The sequence below is a fragment of the uncultured Methanobrevibacter sp. genome, assembly GCF_947169325.1.
Taxonomy (GTDB): domain Archaea; phylum Methanobacteriota; class Methanobacteria; order Methanobacteriales; family Methanobacteriaceae; genus Methanocatella.
Genome location: NZ_CAMVPN010000005.1, coordinates 22,923 through 45,545, shown reverse-complemented (window position 1 = coordinate 45,545; position 22,623 = coordinate 22,923). Strand labels below are relative to the sequence as shown.

Below are 22,623 nucleotides of genomic sequence, written 5' to 3'. Positions count from 1 at the left end.
ATATAATTAGATTTTCATGACCAATCCATCATTCATTTCAAGAATGGCAGAACTGATTTTGAAATTCACAAAACCAAAGTATATGGACTCGCAAGAGGCAGTAAGTGAATTTTTAGATAAAAAATCAAAAGAGCCAACAAAAGAAGTCAAAAGCATTTTCAAAAGCAGAGAGATTAATGGAATGCAGGTTTTCACATATGGAAATGAAGAAAAATCAAAAAACATAATACTATACCTACATGGCGGAGCTTACGTAAATGAAATTAATTATCAGCATCATTTATATTGCCTGAAGCTATCACGAAAATTGAATGCATTTGTACTTTCACCCGTTTACGGACTCGCTCCTTTGCATAAATGGCATGAAACTTTTGAGGGCGTTACGCAACTGTACCTAGACCTGCTTCAAACCAACAAAAACATTACACTGATGGGCGACTCTGCAGGCGGAGGATTCGTATTATCCTTTGCACAATATCTGAAAACTATTGATTTACCCCAACCTAAACACATTATCGCATTTTCACCATGGGTTGACATTTCCATGAGCAATACTCCATACGACAGTGAAAATGACCCTATCCTGGGAGAGGTTGGACTTAGGCAAATCGGAAAGTTTTGGGCCGGAGACCTGGATACCAAAGACTACAGGGTAAGCCCGACTTATGGGGACAATGCGGGACTTTCAAAAACACTGATTTTTGCCGGAACCAATGAAATCTTCTATAAGGACATTGTAGAATACTGTGATAAACTCAAAAAGAGCAACGTTAATGTCAGATTAATCTCAGGTGGAGGACAATTCCACATATATCCATTATTCCCAATTCCTGAGGCAAAAGAAGCATTTAAAGAAATAAAAAAAGAGATAATTGAATGATTATCTCATGTACAAAATATACTTACCGAATCTTGGAATCCTATAGATAATTGCAGCCGCTGTGAAACTGAATATCACCAATAAGACCCATAAGATTATCGCTTTGACCGGTTCTGAATATGGTAGAACTACAACAAGTGGAAGCAATGGCAATCTGAACAGGTTATGTATTAAAAACACCGCAAATGAGTATTTTGACAACACCTTAACTCCACTGTAAAACCTTACGCTGCCGCATCTTGAACATAGCTCAAAGAGTGCAAATGATCCAAGCAAAATGAACGGGAACTCATACCACAGGAAGAAATCATAGTTAATAATGAAAGCATAATACTGGAATCCGACACAGATTAAAAATGAAATTATGGCGAGTATCCATAACTTGTAGCTTTCAATATTTTTAAATTGACCTTTTTTGACAAGATATCCCAAAATGATATAAATTCCATAGATTCCACCACTGAAACCAAGACAATATTGAATGGCCACCCCTGAAATTCCATGCATTGCACAAATTAATGTGACGAAGGGAAGCAGGAACGCCAAAAGCGTAAATACAATGGTTGCCTGGTAGATTGTGCTTACTTCAAAGTGTTTCAGGGCACTTGCAACAAACGGCATTGAAAGATACATTCCAATAATCATCGGCATATACCACATGTGAGAAAAGAACAATGTTCCAGCCTCTGAAAAGTTAACCTGGCTGCTGCCAACGGTTAAAAACTGCAGGCTGATAACATAGATTATTGCCCAAAGCACAGTTACAATAATCAGACCCTTACAATTTTTCTGCCAAAACTTCTGGGTCCTCTCATCGTCATAAGCCCTGTCAAGTAACAGATAACCGGTAATCATTAAAAAGAACGGAACCCCAATACGGCCAATAAAAAGGGATGCGAAGTTGAAAATCCTTGAATAAATAGTATAGTTGGTTATCGCATCCGAGGATATTATAAATATTCCATCTGTCGCATGAATGTATAGGACAGTCAGAATAGCTATTGCCCGTACCAAATCAATCCATTCAATCCTAGTTTTACCCATAAGTTTTCTCCAAAATAATTTATATTATAATTTATGTTTCTATATAATTAAATAGTTTATTTTAACTAGAAATTTTCTTTTTCTTATCAGTGCAAACCTTGTACACAATTCCCATGCCCAATATTCAATATCTGATGAAAAGATTATTTTACATTAACGTAAAAAAATAAATGAAATGAATGGTTTAAAAAAAAGCATCATAATTTTCTTGCAAAGAGCAGATATCCGCTATGGCCAACCATTCGTGTTTTAGGTCTTACTCCGTTTTGGCGAACCTCAAGGCCCCTTTGCAAAATCTCGCTTATGTCAATGTCATAGAATCCGACCTTTTTAGCAATCCTATATGACAGTTTTGCCTGATCGATATATGGCGCATAAACCGCAAGCCATCCTCCGACATTGAGGGAATCCCAAACGTCCTCGAATATTTCAAATGGCTTCGGCAAGTCCAGAAAGACCAAATCCAGATTGTCTTCATCGATTCCATCCTTGATGTTCTTGTTCTTGACAGTAATGTTTTCGATTCCGAAATTGTCAATGTTTCTTTGTGCTATTTCTGCAAAGTCATTGCGGATTTCATATGTGTAGACATGGCCTGCAGGCCCCACTACATTTCCGAAGTTAAGCGCTATGGCTCCCGCACCGGTTCCAGCATCGACTACACGAGCACCTGCACCCAATCCGGTGTGGGCCAGCACGTAACCTATATCCTTTTTGAGAAGTATTGAACATCGCCTTTCCATCACGTCGATGAAATCGTTAATGTTAGGCTTTATAATTTTAAATGAGTGGCCGAGATGACTTTTAATTTCATCTCCAATTTCTGCATCATCCAAATCCTCGGATGAAAGAATACCCAAATCACTTTCAAATTGCTCTCCTGCCTTCAAAATATATTTTTTACCACGCTCATCTAAAATTAATTTCATTTTTACACCTAATTTTCAAGTTCCGCTAATCTTTTTACTCTTTTTAAGGAATCCGGGTGAGTGGACAGCAATTCCATGATTCCGTTTTTCCTTGAAATCTTGACTTCTGAATTCGCAAGTCTTCTCAATTCATCGTCTGAGATTTTGCCGTCGCCGTCAAAGTCTATTTGCTGGAAGTCATTTACATCATGCTTTGCATTGTTAACGTCGTTTACAAAGAATGCCCTGTTGGTGTTGACTTCATCAATTGTTTCCTTGCTGCATCTTGCAGCTCCGTAAGACAGTTTGTACAGTGCTGAGACCAAAGCGGCCGGACGGTTTCCATACTCGACACTTGCTTCATCTGCATAGTATTCACGGGTTCTTGAGATGAACAATACCAGCAGCTGTCCGATTAGATAAAAAAGATATCCAACTATTCCAATGATGATTCCCGCTCCGTTTCTGGAGTCTCCTGAAAACACAAAGGACAATGCAATGTAATAACAGATCATAGGAATTACGCTAACGGCGGCAGTCAAAGCCATGTCGTTGTGTTTGATATGACCCATTTCATGACCCAAAACAGCTCTCAGTTCATCATAGTCAAGCAAGCCCAATATAGGGCGGGTGATTGCAATATGGCCGCTTTTACTAGTTCTGCCATAGGCGAATGCATTTGGAATGTTAATTTCTGATAATCCCACTTCAGGTTTAGGAACTCCCGCTTCGATTGCAAGCTCCTCAACCATTTTGTGAATGTGAGGGGCTTCCGCTTCGGACAATGGCCTTACGTTCATTGAACGCTTTACCAAAGATGGTCCAAACCAATACTGTAAAAATACAATTATCAAGCTCACAGCTGCATACAATGTCCAACGGGTAATTCCCAAATACCATCCTACAAGCATTACCAGGAAATACACGATTGTAAACATCAGGAAATAAGTGATGAACATTCTCAGTCTAAGTTTCCAACTACCTCTCATTTTTAACACCTTAATCTTTTGTAAACATTACTTTTCAAATGCTCCCTTTAATTATATATCTATTGGATTTCATACATTAAAAAAGTATAAGCAAAAAATAATTTAACAACATAATACATAAATGTTACTATAAAGAAATGGTGATTAAATGAGCGGACCATGGGTAGAAAAATATAGACCACAAAAACTAGAAGACATCGTTGGACAAAAGCAAATCATTACCAGACTTGAAAAATATGTAGGCGAAGGCAGCATGCCTAACCTGATGTTTACAGGACCTGCAGGGGTTGGAAAGACAACAACCGCCCTCGCACTTGCAAAATCAATTCTTGGAGAATACTGGAAGCAGAACTTCCTGGAGCTGAATGCATCAGATGCAAGAGGAATCGACACAGTGAGAAACGAGATTAAAAACTTCTGTAGACTTAAACCTATCGGCGCTCCATTCAGAATACTCTTTCTGGATGAAGTGGACAACATGACCAAGGATGCTCAGCATGCCCTTAGACGTGAAATGGAAATGTATACAAAAACCGCTTCATTTATACTTTCATGTAATTATTCATCAAAAATTATCGACCCTATCCAATCAAGATGCGCAATATTCAGATTCGCTCCAATCAAAGGAGAGGAAATAATCGAAAGGCTGAAGTTCATATGCGAATCTGAAGGATTTGAAGCTGATGACAAAGGCCTTGAAACCATAGTATACTTTGCTGAAGGAGACATGAGAAAAGCCGTGAATGTCCTGCAGGCTGCGGCTTCGGAAGGAGAGGCCATTACTGAAGACTCAGTTTATGAAGTGGTGTCCAAAGCAAAACCTCAGGAAATCGGAAACATGATTAACAAAGCACTCAAGGGAGACTTTTTAGGTGCAAGAACCGTTTTAAGAGAAACAATGGTTTTGCAGGGTACAAGCGGAGAGGATATGGTTGCCCAAATTTATCAGGAAGTTTCCAAAAGAGTTGTTGAAGGCAAAATGGAACCTGACTTTTATATTGATTTGATTACTGCCATTGCAGATTGTGACTTTAGAATAAGGGAAGGAGCAAACCCTGGAATCCAACTTGAAGCTCTTCTAACCAAATTCATTTAAGGTATGGAAATGTTATGGACTGACAAATACCGACCGCAGACCTTGGATGAAGTGGTCGGCAACAATAAAGAGAAGAAAATAATCCTGGATTGGGTTGGAAACTGGAAAAACGGCAATCCTCAGAAGCCTTTACTTTTGGTTGGGCCTCCGGGCATCGGCAAAACCACACTTGCCCTCGTCATTGCAAAGGAATTTTCAGAATACATCGAGCTCAATGCAAGTGACAAGCGTTCCCAGGACATCATAAAAAGCACAATAGGCGAATCATCCTCCACAAGATCACTGTTTGGGGATGAATACAAACTTATTATAATGGACGAAGTGGACGGAATCCACGGAACCAATGACCGTGGAGGAGTAAGAGCCATTGGTGAGATTATTAAAAATTCCAAGCATCCCATTATTCTAATGGCGAATGACTTTTACTCAAAACGCCTGCAATCACTCAAACCGAAGTGTACCGTTATCAAAATGGCCAAAGTAAGAAGCCCAAGTATCAGAAAAGCACTTAAGGAAATTGCCGAAAAAGAAGAAATCAAAGCAAATCCTAAGGCACTGGATCTGATTGCCAAAAAATCCAATGGAGACATGAGGTCTGCAATCAACACCCTTCAGGCATTAGCCGATAAGGATGTCGTGCTTGAACCAAAACAGGTAGAGGATTTAAGAATAAAAGATGACAGGTCAGACATTTTCAATGCTATAACCGGTGTTTTAAAAAGCAAAAATCCTCAGCACGTACGGGAAGCCCTGAGAGTTGACGAGGACCCTACTTTAGTAATGGAATACATTGCTGAAAACATTCCAAGGGAATACACCAAAAAGGATGAAATCAAAAAAGCATATGAAAATATAGCTAAAGCCGACCTATACTTTGGAAGGGCCAGAAGTAGCAGAAATTACGGTTACTGGAAATATGCAAGTGACTTTATGGGAATTGGAGTGAGCTCATCAAAACATGAGACCTACAAAAAATTCACAAAAATACAAACTCCATCAACATTCACATTACTGGGCCGCAACAGAGGAAAAAGAAACTTAAGAGATGAAATAGCCCAGATAATGTCTGATAAGATGCACATATCAAAAACTGTTGCCATTTCAATGTTTCCATACATGGAAATAATGTTTAAGAATGACGAGCTTGCCTGGGAAATATCTGACTATCTGGGTTTTGAGGAACACCACATCAAACGATTCAGATCCAAAAAGATTCCTAAAAAGGTCATAAACAAGATGGAAAAGCAAAAGGCTCAAATGATAGTTGAGGAACGTGACAGGAGAAATGAGGAACTTCAAAATCAGATGATGAATGTCATTCCGGAAGAAGTTAAAGAAGAAAAAGTTGAAGACGAACTTCCATTTGAAATTCCTGGCATTGAAGCTGAAGAGCCTGCTGTTGAGGAAAGCATAGAAGAAAAAGACACAGCAGAACCTGATGAAGAAGAAAAACCTAAAAAGAAAACTGATAAGCAAGTTTCGCTATTCAGTTTTTAATTTTTTTTCAATGAAATTGGCTGCGCTGACAACATTCTCCTTATACTGGGGAGCGACATCCTCCAGGAATTCGGAAAATGAAATGGCCAATTCATCGTCATTGACACTTTCAATTGCATCCCGACCATCCATTTTTAAAAATGAATTGATCCATTCCAAAGGCACATTAACCAATGGATAGGTCTCGTTGGTTTTATCTCTGAAATCTATCCCTTCACCAGCAAAGATGCTTGAAAAAATATTGTTAACTTCATCATCCAAAATAACAGGATTTGCTGCCAAATCGTAATCGCCTTCATAAACCAGTTTAACACCGTATTTGCGAGTATAAGGCTCCATCAACAGTTCAATCATGTAATTATCCTCAGGCATCAATATTGTGGAGTTCGGTTGGATTTCCAAAGTCAGATTCTTGGCTGACTTTGAGCATATCTTTTGAAACAGAGAATTTCTCACGACTTCTATGTCGGGATATTGCTTGTTGAAGGTCGCCTCGCGTGTCCTTGAAAACTTTGAAAATCTCAAATTGTTGATGTAGATTTTTTCAGGAGTGTATGAAATAAAACGTGTGTCAACGCCAATTATCTTAAGAAACTTCAGGACATCCTTTTTTGAGGAGGTGAAATCCTCTTTTTCATCCGTCAAACTTGAAATGTCAAAAATCAAATCCATATTATCTTCCCAAATAATCGTTGAGTGCATCCTGCATTACATCAATTGGAGCATCCCTGCCTGTCCATATCTTAAAGCTTTCCGCTCCCTGATAAAGCAGCATTTTAATTCCATAAACCGGCTTTGCGCCTGCCTTGATGGCCTCTTTAATTAACACTGTCTCATTCGGATTGTAAACAGCATCAAAGACAACCAAATCCTCATGCATATCATCTGCTGTGGCGATTGGCCCATCGTTAATGTGGGGATCCATTCCAACCGGTGTCGTATCGACCAGAATATCCGCATCGGCCAAATGATTAGTAATTTCTGATATGGAACCTGATTCAACATCACCTATCAAATCCGATGCCAAAACATCCTCTGCAAGACTTTGGGCCTTATCAACGTTTCTATTCAGTATTGTTATTGAACTTGCACCGAATTTTGCAAGGTAAAATGATATTGCCCTTGAAGCTCCGCCGGCACCAGCAACAACAACATCCTTGTTTTTGATTGATGTGACCTCTTCAATAGCCCTTACTGCACCGATTCCATCAGTGTTATACCCTTTCAAGTCTTTAAAATCAATAGTATTTACAGCACCAATCAGCTCGGCAACTTCATCAAGTTCATCCAAATACTGCATCACTTCAATCTTATGGGGAATCGTGACATTGAATCCTTTAATGTTTAATGATTCCGCTCCTTTTATAGCCTCGCCTACATTTTGGGGCTCGACATCAAAAGCAACATAAGCATAATCCATTTCCAGACTTTGAAATGCGGCATTGTGCATTGGCGGCGAAAAGCTATGTTCAACAGGATGGCCTATCAAACCTACAATATTTGTACTGCCTTTAATATTCATATAATTATAGATTGATTAAAGGTTATACTAAAAACTTTTTAGTTTCCTCATCAAATTTGTTGTAATCTGATTTGAAAAGTTCTTTTTTGATGAAAAAACCCTTTCGCACATATTGCTTTAGAATTTCTCTAAAACATTTACAAAAGTTTATTACCTCTTTTGAATTGATTCTGTAGCCTATTGAGATGATTGCATCAAGATTATACCATATTTGAGGCCTACCTCCTTTTTTAGAGTTTTATAAGAATTTCTTACTAAACTCCAAATCATCTTTAAATAGCTCTTTGGAAGTTATGCTTACTTCTTTTTCTTCAAGTTCGCCTTCTAGAACTATATTATCAAAATGCATTGAAATATTTGGTCCAGTTGTTGCAAAAATCTCGGCAACAACTTTTCGACTTGCCCATAGGGTTTCGTCTCCAATAATAAATTTTCCTTCAACAGCACCTTCCTCACTCTGATACAACAAGGTATCCACTAACTTAAATTTTACCATAATAATCCTCCAAGAGTTTATTTAATTTAGATAATGTATTTCCACTCTATTAAAAGCATATACACTACACAAAAGTGCAAAAACACCATTGTGCTAATGTGTAAAAACACATTTCTAAAACTTATATCACAATTATACTTTAAATTACTAACAATTTACCCGAGAGCATTTGAAAAGTAATAGTGAATAAAAGATTATATAACACCTAAAAAACATAATTATATTATAATAAATTTAATCATAGGAGAGCAAAAATGGAATTTACAAGACCAAGAGGTACTAGGGATTTCTTATTTGATGAAATGAGACAGAGAAAAAAAGCAGAAAGTACCTTAAGAAATGTATTTGAAAATTACGGTTATCAAGAGGTTAAAACACCTTTATTTGAAGAATTAAAATTATTTACAACAAAATCCGGAGAGGAAATTGTAAACCAGTTATACAATTTCAAGGACAAATCAGACAGAGAGTTAACCTTAAGACCGGAAATCACAGCACCGGTTGCAAGATTATACCTGAACGAACTCGAAAAGACTTCCGCAAAACCTATCAAACTATATTACTACGGAAGCTGTTTCAGATATGAAAGACCTCAAAAGGGAAGGTTCAGACAATTCTGGCAATTCGGCTGCGAATTGATTGGCGCAAACTCCCCTCAAGGCGAGGCTGAAGTCATTGCGCTTTGTACCGATGCAATCAATGCATTGGGAATCACAACCGCTGACGTTAATCTCAACCACCTCGGAATAATAAGGGGACTGTTCAAGCACTTTGAAATCACTGCCGAAACCCAAAGGGAAATCATGGTCGTTATTGACAAGGGAGACAAGGACCTGCTAATCGAATCACTAAGCGGAGACGAACCTGTCATCGACAATGACGAATTGAACCAAATCCTGTTAAAACTGATTGACATGGTCGGAGACAAGTCAATATTGAGCGATGTTGAAGAATTGCTTGCACCTTACGATGAGCCAAAAGAAGCATTGGAAGAGTTCAAACAACTGATTGAACTTTTAGAGTCATTTGATGTTAACAATTACACATTAAATCTCGGTGTTGCAAGAGGCCTTGACTATTACACCGGAATCGTATTTGAAATATATGTCCCAGAGCTCGGTGCCCAAAAGCAGATCTGCGGCGGAGGCTCATACAACCTTGTGAAACTCTTCGGAGGCCAGGAAGTCGAATCAACAGGTTTTGCACTCGGTTTCGACAGACTGATGAACGCAATTGAAGAGCTGAGCGATGCTGAAGAATTGCCATCTCACCTGGACATTTACGTTGCACCGATTTCAGAAAGCGTAAGGGGAAAAGCATATGAGATTACACAGCTTTTAAGAAAAAACGACATCAAGGCGGATGTTGACCTCAACGGAAAGAAATTCAAAAAGCTCATGAACTATGCTGACAAAATCAAAGTTCCTAAAATGGCAATCATCGGTGAAAACGACCTCAAGGAAAACAAGATTACCATTAAGGACATGGTTAGCGGAAACCAGGAACTGATTGACATTGACAACATTATCAATTACTTAAAAGAGGAATGATTATGGAAATCAACTTTAGACATGAAATAAACGGCGTTAAGGTAATCACTGCGGTTGCCCAGGATGCCGACACCAACCAAATCCTGATGCTTGCAAACATGAACAGGGAAGCGCTTCAAAAAACAATCGAAACAGGAAAAGCACACTACTGGAGCACTTCAAGAAACCAGCTATGGCTGAAAGGCGAATCATCAGGACATTTCCAGGAAGTCAAGGAAATCCTAGTCGACTGCGACATGGATGCTGTTGTGCTGAAAATAAAGCAGACCGGTGCCGCATGCCATGAAGGATACCTTTCCTGCTTCTTTAGAAAAGTCAACACCGACAATGAAGTGGACATTGAAGATTTAAAAGATGATGACTTGGAGATTGTGCTTCCAAGAATCGTGAACCCAGAAGATGTGTACAAATGAAATGCATTATCCCAGATACAAGTGCAGTGATAATCGGCGCTGTAAGCGAACTGATTGAAAACGGGGATTTTGACTATCCCGAAATCATCGTGCCGGAAGCGGTAGTCTGTGAACTCGAACATCAGGCAAATGCAAAAAGGTCAGAAGGTGCCAAAGGACTGGCAGAGCTTCAGAAACTGCAGGAGATGCAGGATGACGGAGAGCTTGCAGTCACTTTCAAAGGCAAACGTCCGACCAATTACGACATCAAATATGCAAAAAGTGGAGAAATAGACGCCATCATCAGAGACCTTGCAAGATCAGAGTTTGGAACATTGCTGACAAATGATAAAGTGCAGGCGGAAGTTGCAAAGGCTCAGGGAATTCCGGTTTACTATTTTGAACAAAAATACATCCATAAAGCTCTTTCTATAGAAAAATTCTTTGACGAAACAACAATGTCAGTTCATTTCAAGGAGAATGTGGTTGCGATGGCTAAAAAAGGAACTCCCGGCCACATTGACTTTGTAAAGCTTTCAGACAAACCTTATTCCTACTCAGAACTTAAGGAAATTGTTGATGAGATTCTTGAAAAGGCCCATACCGATTCAAAAACATATCTTGAATCAGACAAGGAAGGCTCCTTTGTAGTGCAGTCAAGAGAATACAGAATTTCTATAGCATATCCTCCATTTGCAGAGGGTTTGGAAATTACCGTTGTTCGCCCGGTGGCAAATATCGATTTGGACGAATATCACTTATCAGAGAAATTGTTGAATAGAATCCGCACAAGTGCTGAAGGAATACTGATTTCAGGATCTCCTGGAGCAGGCAAATCCACATTTGTGCAAGCTATAGCCAAATACTATTCATCAAAATTGAATAAGGTCGTGAAGACCATGGAATCACCAAGGGACTTGCAGCTTCCGGATGAAATAACCCAGTATGCTCCACTTGAAGGAAGCATGGAAAATACCGCTGATGTCCTGTTGCTTGTAAGGCCGGATTATACAATCTATGATGAGCTTAGAAAAAACACCGACTTCAACATATTTGCAGACATGAGGCTTGCAGGAGTCGGAATGATTGGAGTTGTCCATGCGACCCGTCCGATAGATGCGATTCAGAGAATTGCCTCAAGGGTGGAGCTTGGTGTGATACCTTCAATTGTCGATACAAGCATTTATATCGAAAACGGAAGAGTGACAAGCGTTTATGAAACCAAAATGACAGTAAAGGTTCCAAGCGGAATGAAGGAAGCGGACCTTGCAAGGCCAGTCATTGAAGTGAGGGACTTCGAGACAGGCGAGCTTAAAAACGAAATCTACACATACGGTGAACAGACTATCGTCATGGACATGGATCTGGTAAACGGGACCTCCCAAGACGGTCCGGACAAGTCATCTGTAGACATCATTGCTGAAAATGAGATCTTAAGGAAAATAAAAAGACTTTTGCCTAAAAAAGCGAAGGTGGACGTTGAAGTAATCTCACCGGAGAGAGCAAACATCTACATTCCGGACAAGTACGTTCCAAAAATCATCGGAAAGAACGGCAAGAGAATAGCAGAAATCGAACAGGAAATCGGAATCAGCCTGGGCGTGGAAGTCATTGATGAAAAACCTGTTGATAAGACACCTATTGAAGTTGACATTACCCACACCAGAAAACAAATGATTTTAGAACTTGGAAAGGAAAACGGAAGGCAGAACTTCGACATACTAATTGAAGGAGAGTATCTACTCACCGCCACAACCTCCAAAAAAGGTGAAGTGAAGATTAAAAACGGAATTGAATTATCCGACTTCATCCTGGAAGCAATTGAAATGGGATTGAAGATTACAGCAGTTAGAAAATAGTGATATTATGAAAATAGGTGCATCTACTTTAGCTGGAATAGAATACAGCTTGGAAGAAACTCTGGAATTTATTGAAAGTTTAGGAATCGAATATGCTGAACTGGTGCATCAGTTCCCGTCAGAAGACATTGACATTGACGTGCTGGAAAGCTACAACCTGAAATATTCCATTCATTCTCCTTTTATGGATGTCAATATTGCAGCATTGCAGGACAAAAGCAGATTAAATTCCATCAAACAAATCAAGGACTCAATAGATTTGGCAAATAAAATTGATGCCGAGGCAGTTGTAGTCCATCCCGGCCTAGCCTCATTTTTAGCCAAAAAATATTTCCTTGACAAAGTGTATAATGTTGCAGACGAATCCATCAAAGAGATTGGAGAATACAGCAGGGATTCAGGAGTGCTTACCACAATTGAGAATATGCCAATCTTTGATGCTATGATTTATCAGAATTTAGAAGACTTAAATGAATTGCTGGTTTCACTTGACATGGCAATGACACTGGACATCGGCCATGCAAACCATGCGAAGTATCCTCCAGAGGCAATGTATTTTGATTCGATTAAACACATACATGCGCATGATAATTTTGGTGATGATGATGCACACCTTACATTAGGTGAAGGCTCCATTGAATTAAACACTATCATCAATACTTTTGAGAAAAATAATTACGATGGCATCTATATCATTGAAGTAAATGACTTCGATTCCATCAAAAAAAGTTATGAATATATGAAAGAAAATTTTAAAATTTAAATTAAAGAAGTTTTCTTTCCTTAATTTCTTTTTGGAAGTACAAATATTCTGATTCAACTACTTTTCTAATGTTTTTAGCCGTCTTTTGACCTATGCCTTCAACTTCCTGAAGCTCGCTTTCGGATGCATTGATCACGTTCAAAACAGAGCCGAAATGCTGGAGCAGATTCTTGGCGTTGACGGGACCTATATTAGGTAGCGATTCGACAATGAACAGCTGCTGTTCCCATAAGCTTACAGGCTTTTTGTCTGTCCTGATTTGAATATGAGGTTTTTCACCAGTCTGTTCTCGAACTGCGATTCTTTTAATCATTGCCGCCGTGTCTTCAGAGTTTCTTGTTGGGATTATGCTTATGCCAAAGTCAAGTGCAATGGAAGCGATGGTTCCCCTGACCGCATTCGGATGAATCATTCCATTGTAAATGTCATCTCCTTCAAGAATGAGCAACGGACGTTTGAATTCTTCGGACAATTCACGGGCCTGCTTGAACAGCCTTTTGTCAATGATTGAATCTACAAAATCCTTGGCAGTCTTTCTTTCAATAACCACTTCATCGCTTACCTGATAATCACCGACGGCCATTGAGTGAACTTTAACGTCAATGTCCATTTGAGACAGATGTCTGATTACTTTTGAATTGCCTTCCCTTGAGTCCGCATAGACAACAGGCTTGGTTTGCTCTGGTTTTGGCCTTTCAATGACCTTTACTCTCTTTTCGTTTTCCATCCTCTCGATTGCAGAGGCATTCAATTCCTCCAACACATCCGGATCAATGAGTTGGTTTTTCATTTGAGCCTCCTTATTGACGCTGGACCAGTAATATGCCTCATCCCTTGTGCCCATAGTGAGCAGCACCTTTACGCGCCCTGTCCTTTTACGGCCAGTTCTTCCACGCCTTTGAATCATCCTGACTTCAGACGGAACAGGTTCATATAAAACCACCAAATCAACTGCAGGAATGTCAATGCCCTCTTCGGCAACGCTTGTTGACAATAACACATCGTACTCTCCCATCCTAAACGCTTTGATAATGGCTTTCTGTTCCTTTTGAGTAAGGCCCTTCTCGCCATCCTTGGACGCCTGACCAAAGAATTTTGCGGATTTGATTCCTTCCTTTTCAAGCTTTTGGTGAATCATTTCCAGAGTGTCCCTGTACTGGGTGAAAACTATTATCTTTGAAGACTTTTCATCCTCGTTTTCGGCAAATCTGGTGGACTGAAGTTTGGTCTGGCCGTCTTCACTGCCCAATTCCTTTTTCAGGATTTTAGTTACTTCCCTTAATTTCGGATGCTCCCAACCATTCTTTTCAGCATCACGGGCAAGCTTCACGGCTCTGCCGAAATTGTCATCCCACATTAATGACTTTGCCGCTTTGGTTTTCTTTTTGCGCAATCTTGAAACATACTTGTTGAAAGTCTGGACGCCCTGGGTTTCAATCAACTCCTGGGAATGCTGGATGTTAATGACGGCACTTAATATGGAAATCGCCTGGAAGAGGTCCTTATCCGGATTGACGGAACGTGCAATTTCTCCCTGAACCCTTCCTCTCGCCTTTAGGATATCCACTTTACCGACGGAGACTGTCCTTATGATGCCCATGTTTTTCAGGGCCTTGAGCCTTACCTTCAAGGCCTTGTCTATGTAGGATTTGATTTTTTCAAGCTCGCTGCTCATCTTAACCCTGACCCAGTCGATTTCGACAGGATTGAAATAAGGGCGAACATCGGAGTCGTCTTCAGTCTTGACAACGATGTTTTGGATATAGAGATTTGCGCAAACTTCCTTAATCTTTGCCTTATCGGAACCCGGTGAAGCGGTAAGTCCTAAAATCAGATTAAAATTGGATTCCTGAACATATCGTGAAGCGAGATAAACATAGGAATATGATCCAACGCCATGGTGGCATTCATCAAAAACAATTAGTGAAACGCTGCTTAAATCGTAACGGCCATTCAATAAATCAGATTCAACAGTCTGAGGAGTTGCTGAGATGATTCTTGATTCCTCCCACCTTTTAACTCTCTCATCTGTTTTTACGGCACCGGTTATGGAAGAGCATGGCAGATTCAAAAATTCCTTAAAGCTGTCCTCATGCTGAATGGCCAACGGCTTGGATGGAGCCAGAATCAGCACTTTAGAATTTTTAACCTTTTGCAGCCTGTCTGCAGCAACCAAGATTGCAACAATGGTTTTACCAAGTGCAGTAGGTGCAACCACCATCGTATTTCCTTTCTTCAATACATCCCCTGCCAAGACCTGCTGATACAACCTGGATTCAATCGCATCTTTCTTGATTAAGGGATGTGTAATATAACTAGCCATGATTTTAACCCGCAATATCTAATTTACAATACCGTTTATATTATCATATTAATTCTTTCTATTTATAAAAGGTTTAGTGAGAGCATTTGCAAAGTAATCGGCGGTTACCAAGAGGTTACTGCGTTACCTGAAAGTTACAAAAAAGGTTTATATACCTTTAATTAAACTATAAACAACAAACAATTAGGAGATGTAAAAAATAAACGATGTAATAAATTTTTTAAAAGAAAACTCTTTAATATACTTAGCAACCAGCGGACTTGACGGAAACGCAAAAGTAAGACCAATCCTGTTCTACTTCGAAGAGGGTGGAAAACCATACTTCTGTACCGCAAACAACAAACCGATGTACAAAGAACTTGATGCAAATCCAAACTGTGAAATCGTAACTGCAACTCCGGAATTCCAATGGTTAAGAATTGCTGGTGAAGTCGAATTTACCGACAGCATAGAATTAAAACAGAAAGTGATCGATTCAAACGAACTTGTAAAAGCATTATACGAAACCGGTGAAAATCCAGTGTTTGAAGTATTTACAATCAACGGTAAAGCAACAATCGCTGACTTTTCCGGAGAGCCACCAAAAACCTACGAATTATAATTCAAAAACTATAGATTTGAATTTGGTAGCAGCTTCACCGATAGCTATTACCATTTCACAATCTAGGTTCAATGCCTTTCTTAAACCGTCACGAACTTCTTCTTCAGAGGCTCCAAGAGTTCCTGTCTTTTCAAAATCATCAACATGATTCAAAAATATCCTGTCGTTCAGTTTAGGATTGGCCCTCAATTTTTCCAAAGCTATTTTTTGAGAAGCTACTGAAGCAGGAACGATGAATTTGGAGAATTTCAAAACGCTGTTGAAGATGTCCATGTCACCGACATAACCTGATTCTGATGAAACGGTAATGACAGTTGTAAACTCTCCGAATAATTTTTTGAATTCCTTTAACACAGTTTCGACACCGGCAGGATTGTGTGCATAATCAACAAATATGTCCTTGCCCTTTACTTTGCCTACCTCTTCCATCCTTCCGCTTACACCTGTGAAACTGGCAATTGTAGGTAAAATCTTATCATAAGGCAAATCAAGGAACACGTGAGCCGCAATGATTACGCCTGTCAGATTATAAACGTTGTGAAGTCCGTCAACACCCATTTTAACGGTTAACTTTTCAGTAGGAGTGTGCAAATCGAATGTTCTGTTAGGCAAATCGATGTTTGTTGCAACATAGTCCACCTGAGGAGTTGTTATTCCGCATTTGCAGAAGTAATAACCGCAACCGGAAATAATTTCCTTAACTGCGATTTCAGCTCCGCAGACACATTCCTTCATTCCTATTGAATCAGGAAGCTCATCAACACCGAATGTGATGACTTCTCCTTTAAAGTCAAGTTCCCTTAAAAGCCCGATGATTGTAGGGTCATTACCATTGACAATTAGCTGTCCAAGTCCCAATTCAGAGATGAATTCCCCTTTGACATTGGCATAATCCATAAAGCTTCCAAGGTCATTTAAATGATCAGGAGTGATGTTTGTAATCAGCCCAGAGGACATGTCGGTGTTCTTTACTATCCTTCCGACAGTGCCCGGAACTCCGAAGGTTCCTACTTCCAAAATTCCGACATCCCCATCCAATCTGGATTGAAGAATCGGTATGAATTCCGCATTGCCCTGCATGCCTTCAAGGTCATGTTCACAAGGTTTGATTCCATTATCATAAGCTATTTTTTTAAGTAAAGTTGTTGTGGTTGTCTTACCGTTTGTACCGGTTATTCCAAATACCGGCTTTTCAGGCTTAATCATTTCAATGATGTCATATAATTCCAGAATAGGCTTTCCGCAATTCTTTAAAACTTCGGAATCCTTTGACATGCTGGCAGGCGGGATAATATAATCTGCCCTTTCAAAAAACTTGTCCGGAGTCTGTCCATAATAGACATCAATGTCATAGCCGCCGAGAGCCTTTGCAAATCTGCAGTCCTTTTTAAAGGACAAATCTGTTCCAATGACATTGTATCCTCTTTGCTTAAGAATTCTAGCTATTAAATTACCGTTTGCTCCACAAACGCCAATAACTCCGAAAGTTTTATTTTTATTCATACTTTCTACTTCCCTCATCTAATCCTTTCATGATTTTATCAACGGTAGTCAGCCTATCATATGCTATAAGAGGTCCCATGTGTAAAATTATGTCTCCAGGTTCGGAATATTTGAATGTGAGCTCAGCCGCCTTTTCGATTGTCTCAACGGCCACCTTTTCAATGTTAGGGTTTGAGATGGCGTCCAAAATTTCCTGTGCCGCCTCCATTTCCACTTCCTGTGTCACTTCATTAAAACCGCTGGCGATGACAACCTTAATGTCATAATTGCTTACCAGCTCGCCGACTTCTACCTTGTCCCTTACAGACAACGTATCAAAATGATCAAGGAAAAGCACAACGCTTTCATCCTTAAAGTAATCCAAAGTTATTTTCATTCCATCATAGAGAAATGCTGAGTCAAGAATTACCTTTCTGCCGTTGTAATCTCCGACATCCTCCATATGTGCCGGAAGGCCTTTAAATACAGTTAGGGCATCGATAATGTCATTCTTATCAACGCCGTATGTCAATGCTACTGCTGAAGCGGCAACTGAGTTTTCAAAGAAATAGCTCATCATGTGGAATGGAGTAGTGAACTCCCCACCTGAATACTTCACAGTCAATGATTCGTCTCCGACAATTCCCTTAAAGTCAACATCCTCATCCAATGCATAAAACATTGCGTCATCCCTTACCTTTTCGATTATTTCACGACAGGAATCGTTTGCAATGAATGTTTCGCTCATGGCCTGGAGGACAAGTTTTCGTTGCTGGTATTTTTCCAATGATCCTCCGAACTCAGACAAATGGTCTTCTGCAATATTTGTCAGAAGCCCTATCTTGACGTCAAGCCTATCCAAAAGACCGATAGTACCATGAGGAAGTTCAAAAATAGCTATATCACACTCTTGAGCCTTTCCTGTGACGATTCCATCAATGATTGCTTCTGAAACAAGGTTGTTTACTAAGGAAGAGCATGACCATACCTTATAGCCTGCCTGCTTGAAAAGGCTTGTGGTTATGAATGTGGTTGTGGTCTTACCCATTGTTCCGGTGATTCCGATAATGTCTACAGGAATCAGGTCATTGACGATTTTGGAGAATTCCTCATTGGTTAGAACCTTCAGGTTTGAATCTTTAATTTTTTGAGCTATCGGGGCGGAATCAGGTAATGTAGGCGGAGCATACACCGCATCAAAACCTTCAACCGATGGGTCCTTATTTGCCAAATCCAGTTTGACTCCTTCCTTTTCCATTTGAATTAAACTTCTTTGAAATTCTATTTTAAATTCAGAAATGTCTTTTAAATCCGTGACAACAACGTCGTGACCCAAATGGTTTAGCAGTCTTGCAACAGGCCTACTAGCATTTCCAGCACCAACAACTAAATAATTCATAAAAAGTCTTCCTCATAAATTCATTAGTATAATTTATGGATTTTATTTAATTTAAAGTTAAAGAAAAAATAGTCGTTATCGAATATTAGAAAAATGAAAAAAAAGGATAGCAGAAAACTTATTCAAATTGAATAAGATTCTCTACATCGTTATAAACTACATCAAGTCCGCACATGGATGGGACGTAATTTGCTGCTTTTGCTGAATTCACACCGATTACTTCAAAGCCCATTTCTTCAATAGGTGCTACAACCATACATGTGTCACAGACGACATTTCCGCCTGCATCTTCAATGATTTGTGTGTATCCCATTCTGTCAGCTGTGGCTTTGACACTTACTGAAGTGCAAATCCATAATTTATTTTTGATTGTTTTTCCTTGTACAATGCTAGCTACTTGTTTAATTTCTTCAAGTGATGCATGAGGACATCCTAAACAAATCAAATCAGGCTCCTTATCAGTGGTTGATAATTTCTGACGGGTTTCGTTAATTTCCTTTTGTGAAATAAACATTATGTCTTCAACATCATCTTCCCCTGCAACATCAAACTCAGGAGTCACATTTTCAATATGATAAAGTGCAACTGAACCTGATGAAGCCAAAGCAGCGCCAAGTGTCTTTAAATCGTTGTTGTTAGGAATGTTTTGAAGTTTGAAGTAAGGCACTCCACCTCCAACGACCTTTCCGATAATGTAACCTAAAGCGCCGAAATCAGCCCCTTTCAATTCAGTGTTGACATTGACAACAAGGTTTGCTTTCCTATTTTGAGGAAGATGAAACCCATACAATGGAGTTTTTCCAACGATTGCTGCTGCAAGTGCTGCCGGACCGCCTTCACGATTTGTTCTGGCGCCGATTACAGAATTTACATAAGCAACAGCAGATGATTCTGACCAAGAAACATGATCTCTGAATCTTGGAACATTACCCACCAAATAAGGTGTGCATGTGCATGTTTTGGAAATTCCAAGATTTGCATAAGCGTCAACAATCTGGTTTTGCTTTATTGCAAAATCGCGAGGAAAGCCTAATGCCTCCCAGTTGTCCAAATCAGTCCCAGGCGGATTTAAAGATGCATTGATGGTTGCCTTGCCTGAACCGTCCAATGCCAAATCTTCAAGATATTCCAGACCTGCATCTCCAATGGTTTTATAAGAAACACCGGACACCTGTGCTGAAGTTATGTCAACCAGTTTGGAAGCACCATAGATATCTCCTAAAGCAACAAGAATATCCATGCTTTTCCTGATAGTTTCTCCAAATTCCCCATCGCACATTTGTTGTTCTTCATCTGTTAAAAACATTTTAATCACTGTTTAATTGATATTCAACCATTTCATCCATAATATGCAAGAAATTATCCATGCTTTCATAAGGAATCATAGCACCGGCCGCAATGTCATGGCCTCCTCCAGTACCGCCGAAATTGTTAGATGAATCTTGGAGCGCTTTTCCTAAATTAACGCCTTTCGAAACCATTTCACGAGTGGTTCTTCCAGAAATCTTAACATCCTTGTGAAGTCTTGAAAGTCCAAGTACAGGTTTTGAATTATCCAATAACTCTACAGACAATCCAATACTTGCAATTGTACCCATTACAGACTTCAATACCTTATCTTCACTGTAAAGGTATTGAATTGTATTAAGCTGTTGGGCACCTTCCTTCTTAACCCATTCAAGGCCTTTGACAATCTGGTCACGATACTGGCGTTGCAATTTTAAAGCCGCATCCAAAGCCTGATCCTTTTCACCTAAAGCTATGCTTAATCCTAGTCCTTGCTTTTTATTTTTGCCACATGCATCAAGGATGTATGAGTATTCCTCAAGGTCACGCAGCATTGGAGCCTCCTTAACAACAGTATAACAGTTTCCAAAGATATCCGGATTGATGCTGACCAATGCCTCTTTGAGCAGGTCCTTTTCCTCATCCTCCATATCTGTGAATTTTATACCATAAGACAGGTTCATGCGTTCAAGAAATTCACGGGCGCCATCGAAATCACCGCTGATTCCCGGAAGAGGCGGTGAAAATGTATAAGCCAGAGACTTGAAAATCGGTTCTGTTGTCTTTGAAACAATTTTCAAATCCTCATGAATCTCCAGATTTCCGCTTTCGATTGCATCGTCAAGAATCATTTTGTTTACCCCAGTAAACCCTTCCTGACCTTGCATGTCTCCAAATGCACCGACTAAAGCATAATAAGCCAGGTGCTTTTTATTCAAATTACGAATAGCCAAATAAGCGGAGCCCGCACCACTCAAATCCTTACTCCCGTCAATTTCAAAAAGATGAGGATTTATGTGGACGACATTGCTTTCCGCTTCGGTGTCATTAACCTGATGGTGGTCTGCAACAATGACGTCGTGCTTATATGTGTTGAAATCTCCAATGAACTGGCTTCCCATGTCTGAGAAAATGAATAAATCGTACTTTTCACTTCTAAGCTGATTTACCATATCCTGCTTAAGACGTGGGACAATAGTTGTGTGGAATTGGACATTTTCTTCAGCCAAAGCATTCGCTACGACAGCTGCTGCAGAAATACCATCCGCATCGTTATGAGAAATTATTCTTATAACAGCATCATTTTCGATATGCTCCTTGAGCATATCAGTAGCTTCATTAGCCCTATTTAACAAGGAGTGCTGCTTCTCTTGGATTATATCTCCATCCTTCTGGTAATTTACCTTCACTTACATAGTAGGAAGCTAATCTTCTGATTCTGGATTCGATGATAGTTAAACCTCTTCTTGAGTGTAAGTCCTTAGGGTTTTCTTCTAAGTGATCTCTGATGTTTACGGCTCTTCTGATTAAGTTCATTAAGTCTTCTGGGTATTCGCCAGCCTGACCGTTTCTTCTTAAAATTTCAGTAATTCTTTCACCGGTTACATCTTTAACTGAAGGGATTCCGTATTGGTCTCTTAAGATAATACCAATTTCAGAAGTACTTTTACCTTCCCTGTTAAATTTCAAAATCATTTCTTCAATTTCTTCATCACTATAAGTTACCCATTCTGGTCTTGCCATAATTAAACCTCTTTAAATTTTTTAAATCTTAAATAAGCCCAATAAGCAGAAAAATAATGTTAGTCTTGACTGGAATACCATTCTATGAATTTCTTCAATGAATTTTTTCTATGTGAAAACTGGTTTTTCTCTTCAGTTGTAAGTTCTCCAAATGTCTTACCTTCACTAGGAACATAAAACAAAGGATCAAAGGCAAATCCTAAATCTCCCCTTTCCTCAACTGCGATTTCTCCTACGACCTTGCCTAAAAAAGTCTTGGGCTCAGAATTGGGGGCGCAATACCCAATAACTGACCTGAATTCGGCATAACGGTCATCAGTATCTTTCAATAGCTTTAAAATACCCTGATTTCCAATGGTATCCTGAACATAATGCGAATATGTTCCCGGAAAATCATTCAAAGCTCTGATGAACAAACCAGCGTCTTCTACAATCACAGGACAGTCAAGTTCATGACAGGCATATTTTGCACCGAATATGGCCACTTCCTCAAGAGTTCCCTGAGGTTCCATGTAGCCTAAATCAACATGCCTTAAGTTAATGTCATAATCTTTGAAAATATTCTCTGCTTCTTCTACTTTATGTTCGTTACCAGTTATAAATGTTATCATATTTTTAAATATAACGGTGATTTTTATTATAATTTTGGATAATGCAAGTGTCAATGAAAATGGGTTGGTGTGTCAAAAAAATTGACACATGATTGACAGTTAATACAATTAAAGTAACCCAAAATTATGGGTCGATATGAGTCATGAAAATTAACATTGAAATCAGACATGATCAATTATT

The 22,623-nt window shown here is 39.3% G+C and carries 22 protein-coding genes; 8 read left to right on the top strand and 14 right to left on the bottom strand.

All coding sequences use genetic code 11. From position 1 onward, the window contains the following. Positions 1–16 precede the first annotated feature (16 nt). A complete protein-coding gene (locus tag Q0W26_RS01580) occupies positions 17–880 on the top strand; it encodes an alpha/beta hydrolase fold domain-containing protein (RefSeq protein WP_298521667.1) in 864 nt (287 codons plus the stop codon). Here the strand turns inward: Q0W26_RS01580 and Q0W26_RS01575 are convergent, their stop codons facing one another. From Q0W26_RS01575 to Q0W26_RS01565, 3 genes are all read right to left on the bottom strand, one after another. Beyond that, positions 881–1,924, bottom strand: a complete 1,044-nt coding sequence (locus Q0W26_RS01575) for an acyltransferase (protein WP_298521666.1) — start codon at positions 1,922–1,924, stop codon at positions 881–883. It lies immediately after the preceding gene. 197 nt (positions 1,925–2,121) lie between these two features. Continuing rightward, positions 2,122–2,853 carry a tRNA (adenine-N1)-methyltransferase gene (locus Q0W26_RS01570; RefSeq protein WP_298521665.1) on the bottom strand — a complete coding sequence of 244 codons (732 nt, stop codon included), beginning with the start codon at positions 2,851–2,853 and terminating at the stop codon, positions 2,122–2,124. An 8-nt stretch (positions 2,854–2,861) separates the two neighbouring features. Next, positions 2,862–3,821: a zinc metalloprotease HtpX gene (locus Q0W26_RS01565; RefSeq protein ID WP_298521664.1), complete on the bottom strand. Its 960-nt coding sequence runs from the start codon at positions 3,819–3,821 to the stop codon at positions 2,862–2,864. Positions 3,822–3,969: 148 nt separating this feature from the next. Between Q0W26_RS01565 and Q0W26_RS01560 the strand changes: the two genes are divergently transcribed. Next, positions 3,970–4,917, top strand: a complete 948-nt coding sequence (locus Q0W26_RS01560) for a replication factor C small subunit (protein ID WP_298521663.1) — start codon at positions 3,970–3,972, stop codon at positions 4,915–4,917. Positions 4,918–4,926: 9 nt separating this feature from the next. After that, positions 4,927–6,414: a replication factor C large subunit gene (locus tag Q0W26_RS01555; RefSeq protein WP_342765322.1), complete on the top strand. Its 1,488-nt coding sequence runs from the start codon at positions 4,927–4,929 to the stop codon at positions 6,412–6,414. Here the strand turns inward: Q0W26_RS01555 and Q0W26_RS01550 are convergent. From Q0W26_RS01550 to Q0W26_RS01535, 4 genes are read right to left on the bottom strand one after another with little or no spacing between them, the layout of a single operon-like run. Then, positions 6,400–7,086 (bottom strand): ATPase, encoded by a 687-nt coding sequence (locus Q0W26_RS01550; protein WP_298521661.1) that lies wholly within the window; start codon positions 7,084–7,086, stop codon positions 6,400–6,402. The two genes, Q0W26_RS01555 and Q0W26_RS01550, sit on opposite strands and share 15 nt — an antisense overlap. Before the next feature lies 1 nt (position 7,087). After that, on the bottom strand, positions 7,088–7,936 hold the full coding sequence (gene aroE / locus Q0W26_RS01545) for a shikimate dehydrogenase (protein ID WP_298521660.1): 849 nt from the start codon (positions 7,934–7,936) through the stop codon (positions 7,088–7,090). Between the two features lie 22 nt (positions 7,937–7,958). Further along, entirely contained in the window at positions 7,959–8,147 is a 189-nt protein-coding gene (gene rhuM, locus Q0W26_RS01540; RefSeq protein WP_298521689.1) for a RhuM family protein, read from the bottom strand. Positions 8,148–8,174: 27 nt separating this feature from the next. Next, positions 8,175–8,432, bottom strand: a complete 258-nt coding sequence (locus tag Q0W26_RS01535) for a hypothetical protein (protein WP_298521659.1) — start codon at positions 8,430–8,432, stop codon at positions 8,175–8,177. A 254-nt stretch (positions 8,433–8,686) separates the two neighbouring features. Here Q0W26_RS01535 and hisS point away from each other — a divergent pair, with 254 nt between their 5' ends. From hisS to Q0W26_RS01515, 4 genes are read left to right on the top strand one after another with little or no spacing between them, the layout of a single operon-like run. Then, a complete protein-coding gene (hisS, locus tag Q0W26_RS01530; protein WP_298521658.1) occupies positions 8,687–9,982 on the top strand; it encodes a histidine--tRNA ligase in 1,296 nt (431 codons plus the stop codon). A 2-nt stretch (positions 9,983–9,984) separates the two neighbouring features. Then, complete coding sequence (gene hisI, locus Q0W26_RS01525) at positions 9,985–10,395, top strand: phosphoribosyl-AMP cyclohydrolase (RefSeq protein WP_298521657.1); 411 nt, start codon at positions 9,985–9,987, stop codon at positions 10,393–10,395. Next, a complete protein-coding gene (locus Q0W26_RS01520; RefSeq protein WP_298521655.1) occupies positions 10,392–12,233 on the top strand; it encodes a PINc/VapC family ATPase in 1,842 nt (613 codons plus the stop codon). Before hisI ends, Q0W26_RS01520 begins: the two co-directional genes overlap by 4 nt. 7 nt (positions 12,234–12,240) lie before the next feature. Further along, positions 12,241–12,996 (top strand): sugar phosphate isomerase/epimerase, encoded by a 756-nt coding sequence (locus Q0W26_RS01515; RefSeq protein ID WP_298521653.1) that lies wholly within the window; start codon positions 12,241–12,243, stop codon positions 12,994–12,996. 1 nt (position 12,997) lies between these two features. On the opposite strand, the gene Q0W26_RS01510 is transcribed toward Q0W26_RS01515, so the two are convergent. Beyond that, the gene (locus Q0W26_RS01510) at positions 12,998–15,319 is read right to left on the bottom strand and encodes a DEAD/DEAH box helicase (RefSeq protein WP_298521651.1); all 2,322 of its coding nucleotides are present in this window, start codon (positions 15,317–15,319) and stop codon (positions 12,998–13,000) included. A 199-nt stretch (positions 15,320–15,518) separates the two neighbouring features. Here Q0W26_RS01510 and Q0W26_RS01505 point away from each other — a divergent pair, with 199 nt between their 5' ends. Further along, on the top strand, positions 15,519–15,920 hold the full coding sequence (locus Q0W26_RS01505) for a pyridoxamine 5'-phosphate oxidase family protein (RefSeq protein WP_342765321.1): 402 nt from the start codon (positions 15,519–15,521) through the stop codon (positions 15,918–15,920). On the opposite strand, the gene Q0W26_RS01500 is transcribed toward Q0W26_RS01505, so the two are convergent. The 6 genes from Q0W26_RS01500 to Q0W26_RS01475 form a co-directional block, all read right to left on the bottom strand. Beyond that, positions 15,915–17,423: a Mur ligase family protein gene (locus Q0W26_RS01500; RefSeq protein WP_298521650.1), complete on the bottom strand. Its 1,509-nt coding sequence runs from the start codon at positions 17,421–17,423 to the stop codon at positions 15,915–15,917. The genes Q0W26_RS01505 and Q0W26_RS01500 overlap by 6 nt on opposite strands. After that, complete coding sequence (locus Q0W26_RS01495) at positions 17,416–18,801, bottom strand: Mur ligase family protein (RefSeq protein WP_298521648.1); 1,386 nt, start codon at positions 18,799–18,801, stop codon at positions 17,416–17,418. The genes Q0W26_RS01500 and Q0W26_RS01495 overlap by 8 nt, the downstream gene beginning before the upstream one ends. 118 nt (positions 18,802–18,919) lie before the next feature. Continuing rightward, entirely contained in the window at positions 18,920–20,107 is a 1,188-nt protein-coding gene (locus Q0W26_RS01490; RefSeq protein ID WP_298521646.1) for an aconitase X catalytic domain-containing protein, read from the bottom strand. A 1-nt stretch (position 20,108) separates the two neighbouring features. Continuing rightward, positions 20,109–21,443, bottom strand: coding sequence for a DHH family phosphoesterase (locus Q0W26_RS01485; RefSeq protein WP_298521645.1), 1,335 nt, complete (start codon positions 21,441–21,443; stop codon positions 20,109–20,111). Continuing rightward, positions 21,433–21,831, bottom strand: coding sequence for a 30S ribosomal protein S15 (locus Q0W26_RS01480; protein WP_298521643.1), 399 nt, complete (start codon positions 21,829–21,831; stop codon positions 21,433–21,435). The genes Q0W26_RS01485 and Q0W26_RS01480 overlap by 11 nt, the downstream gene beginning before the upstream one ends. A gap of 59 nt (positions 21,832–21,890) precedes the next feature. Further along, on the bottom strand, positions 21,891–22,442 hold the full coding sequence (locus Q0W26_RS01475; protein ID WP_298521642.1) for an XTP/dITP diphosphatase: 552 nt from the start codon (positions 22,440–22,442) through the stop codon (positions 21,891–21,893). Between the last annotated feature and the right edge of the window lie 181 nt (positions 22,443–22,623).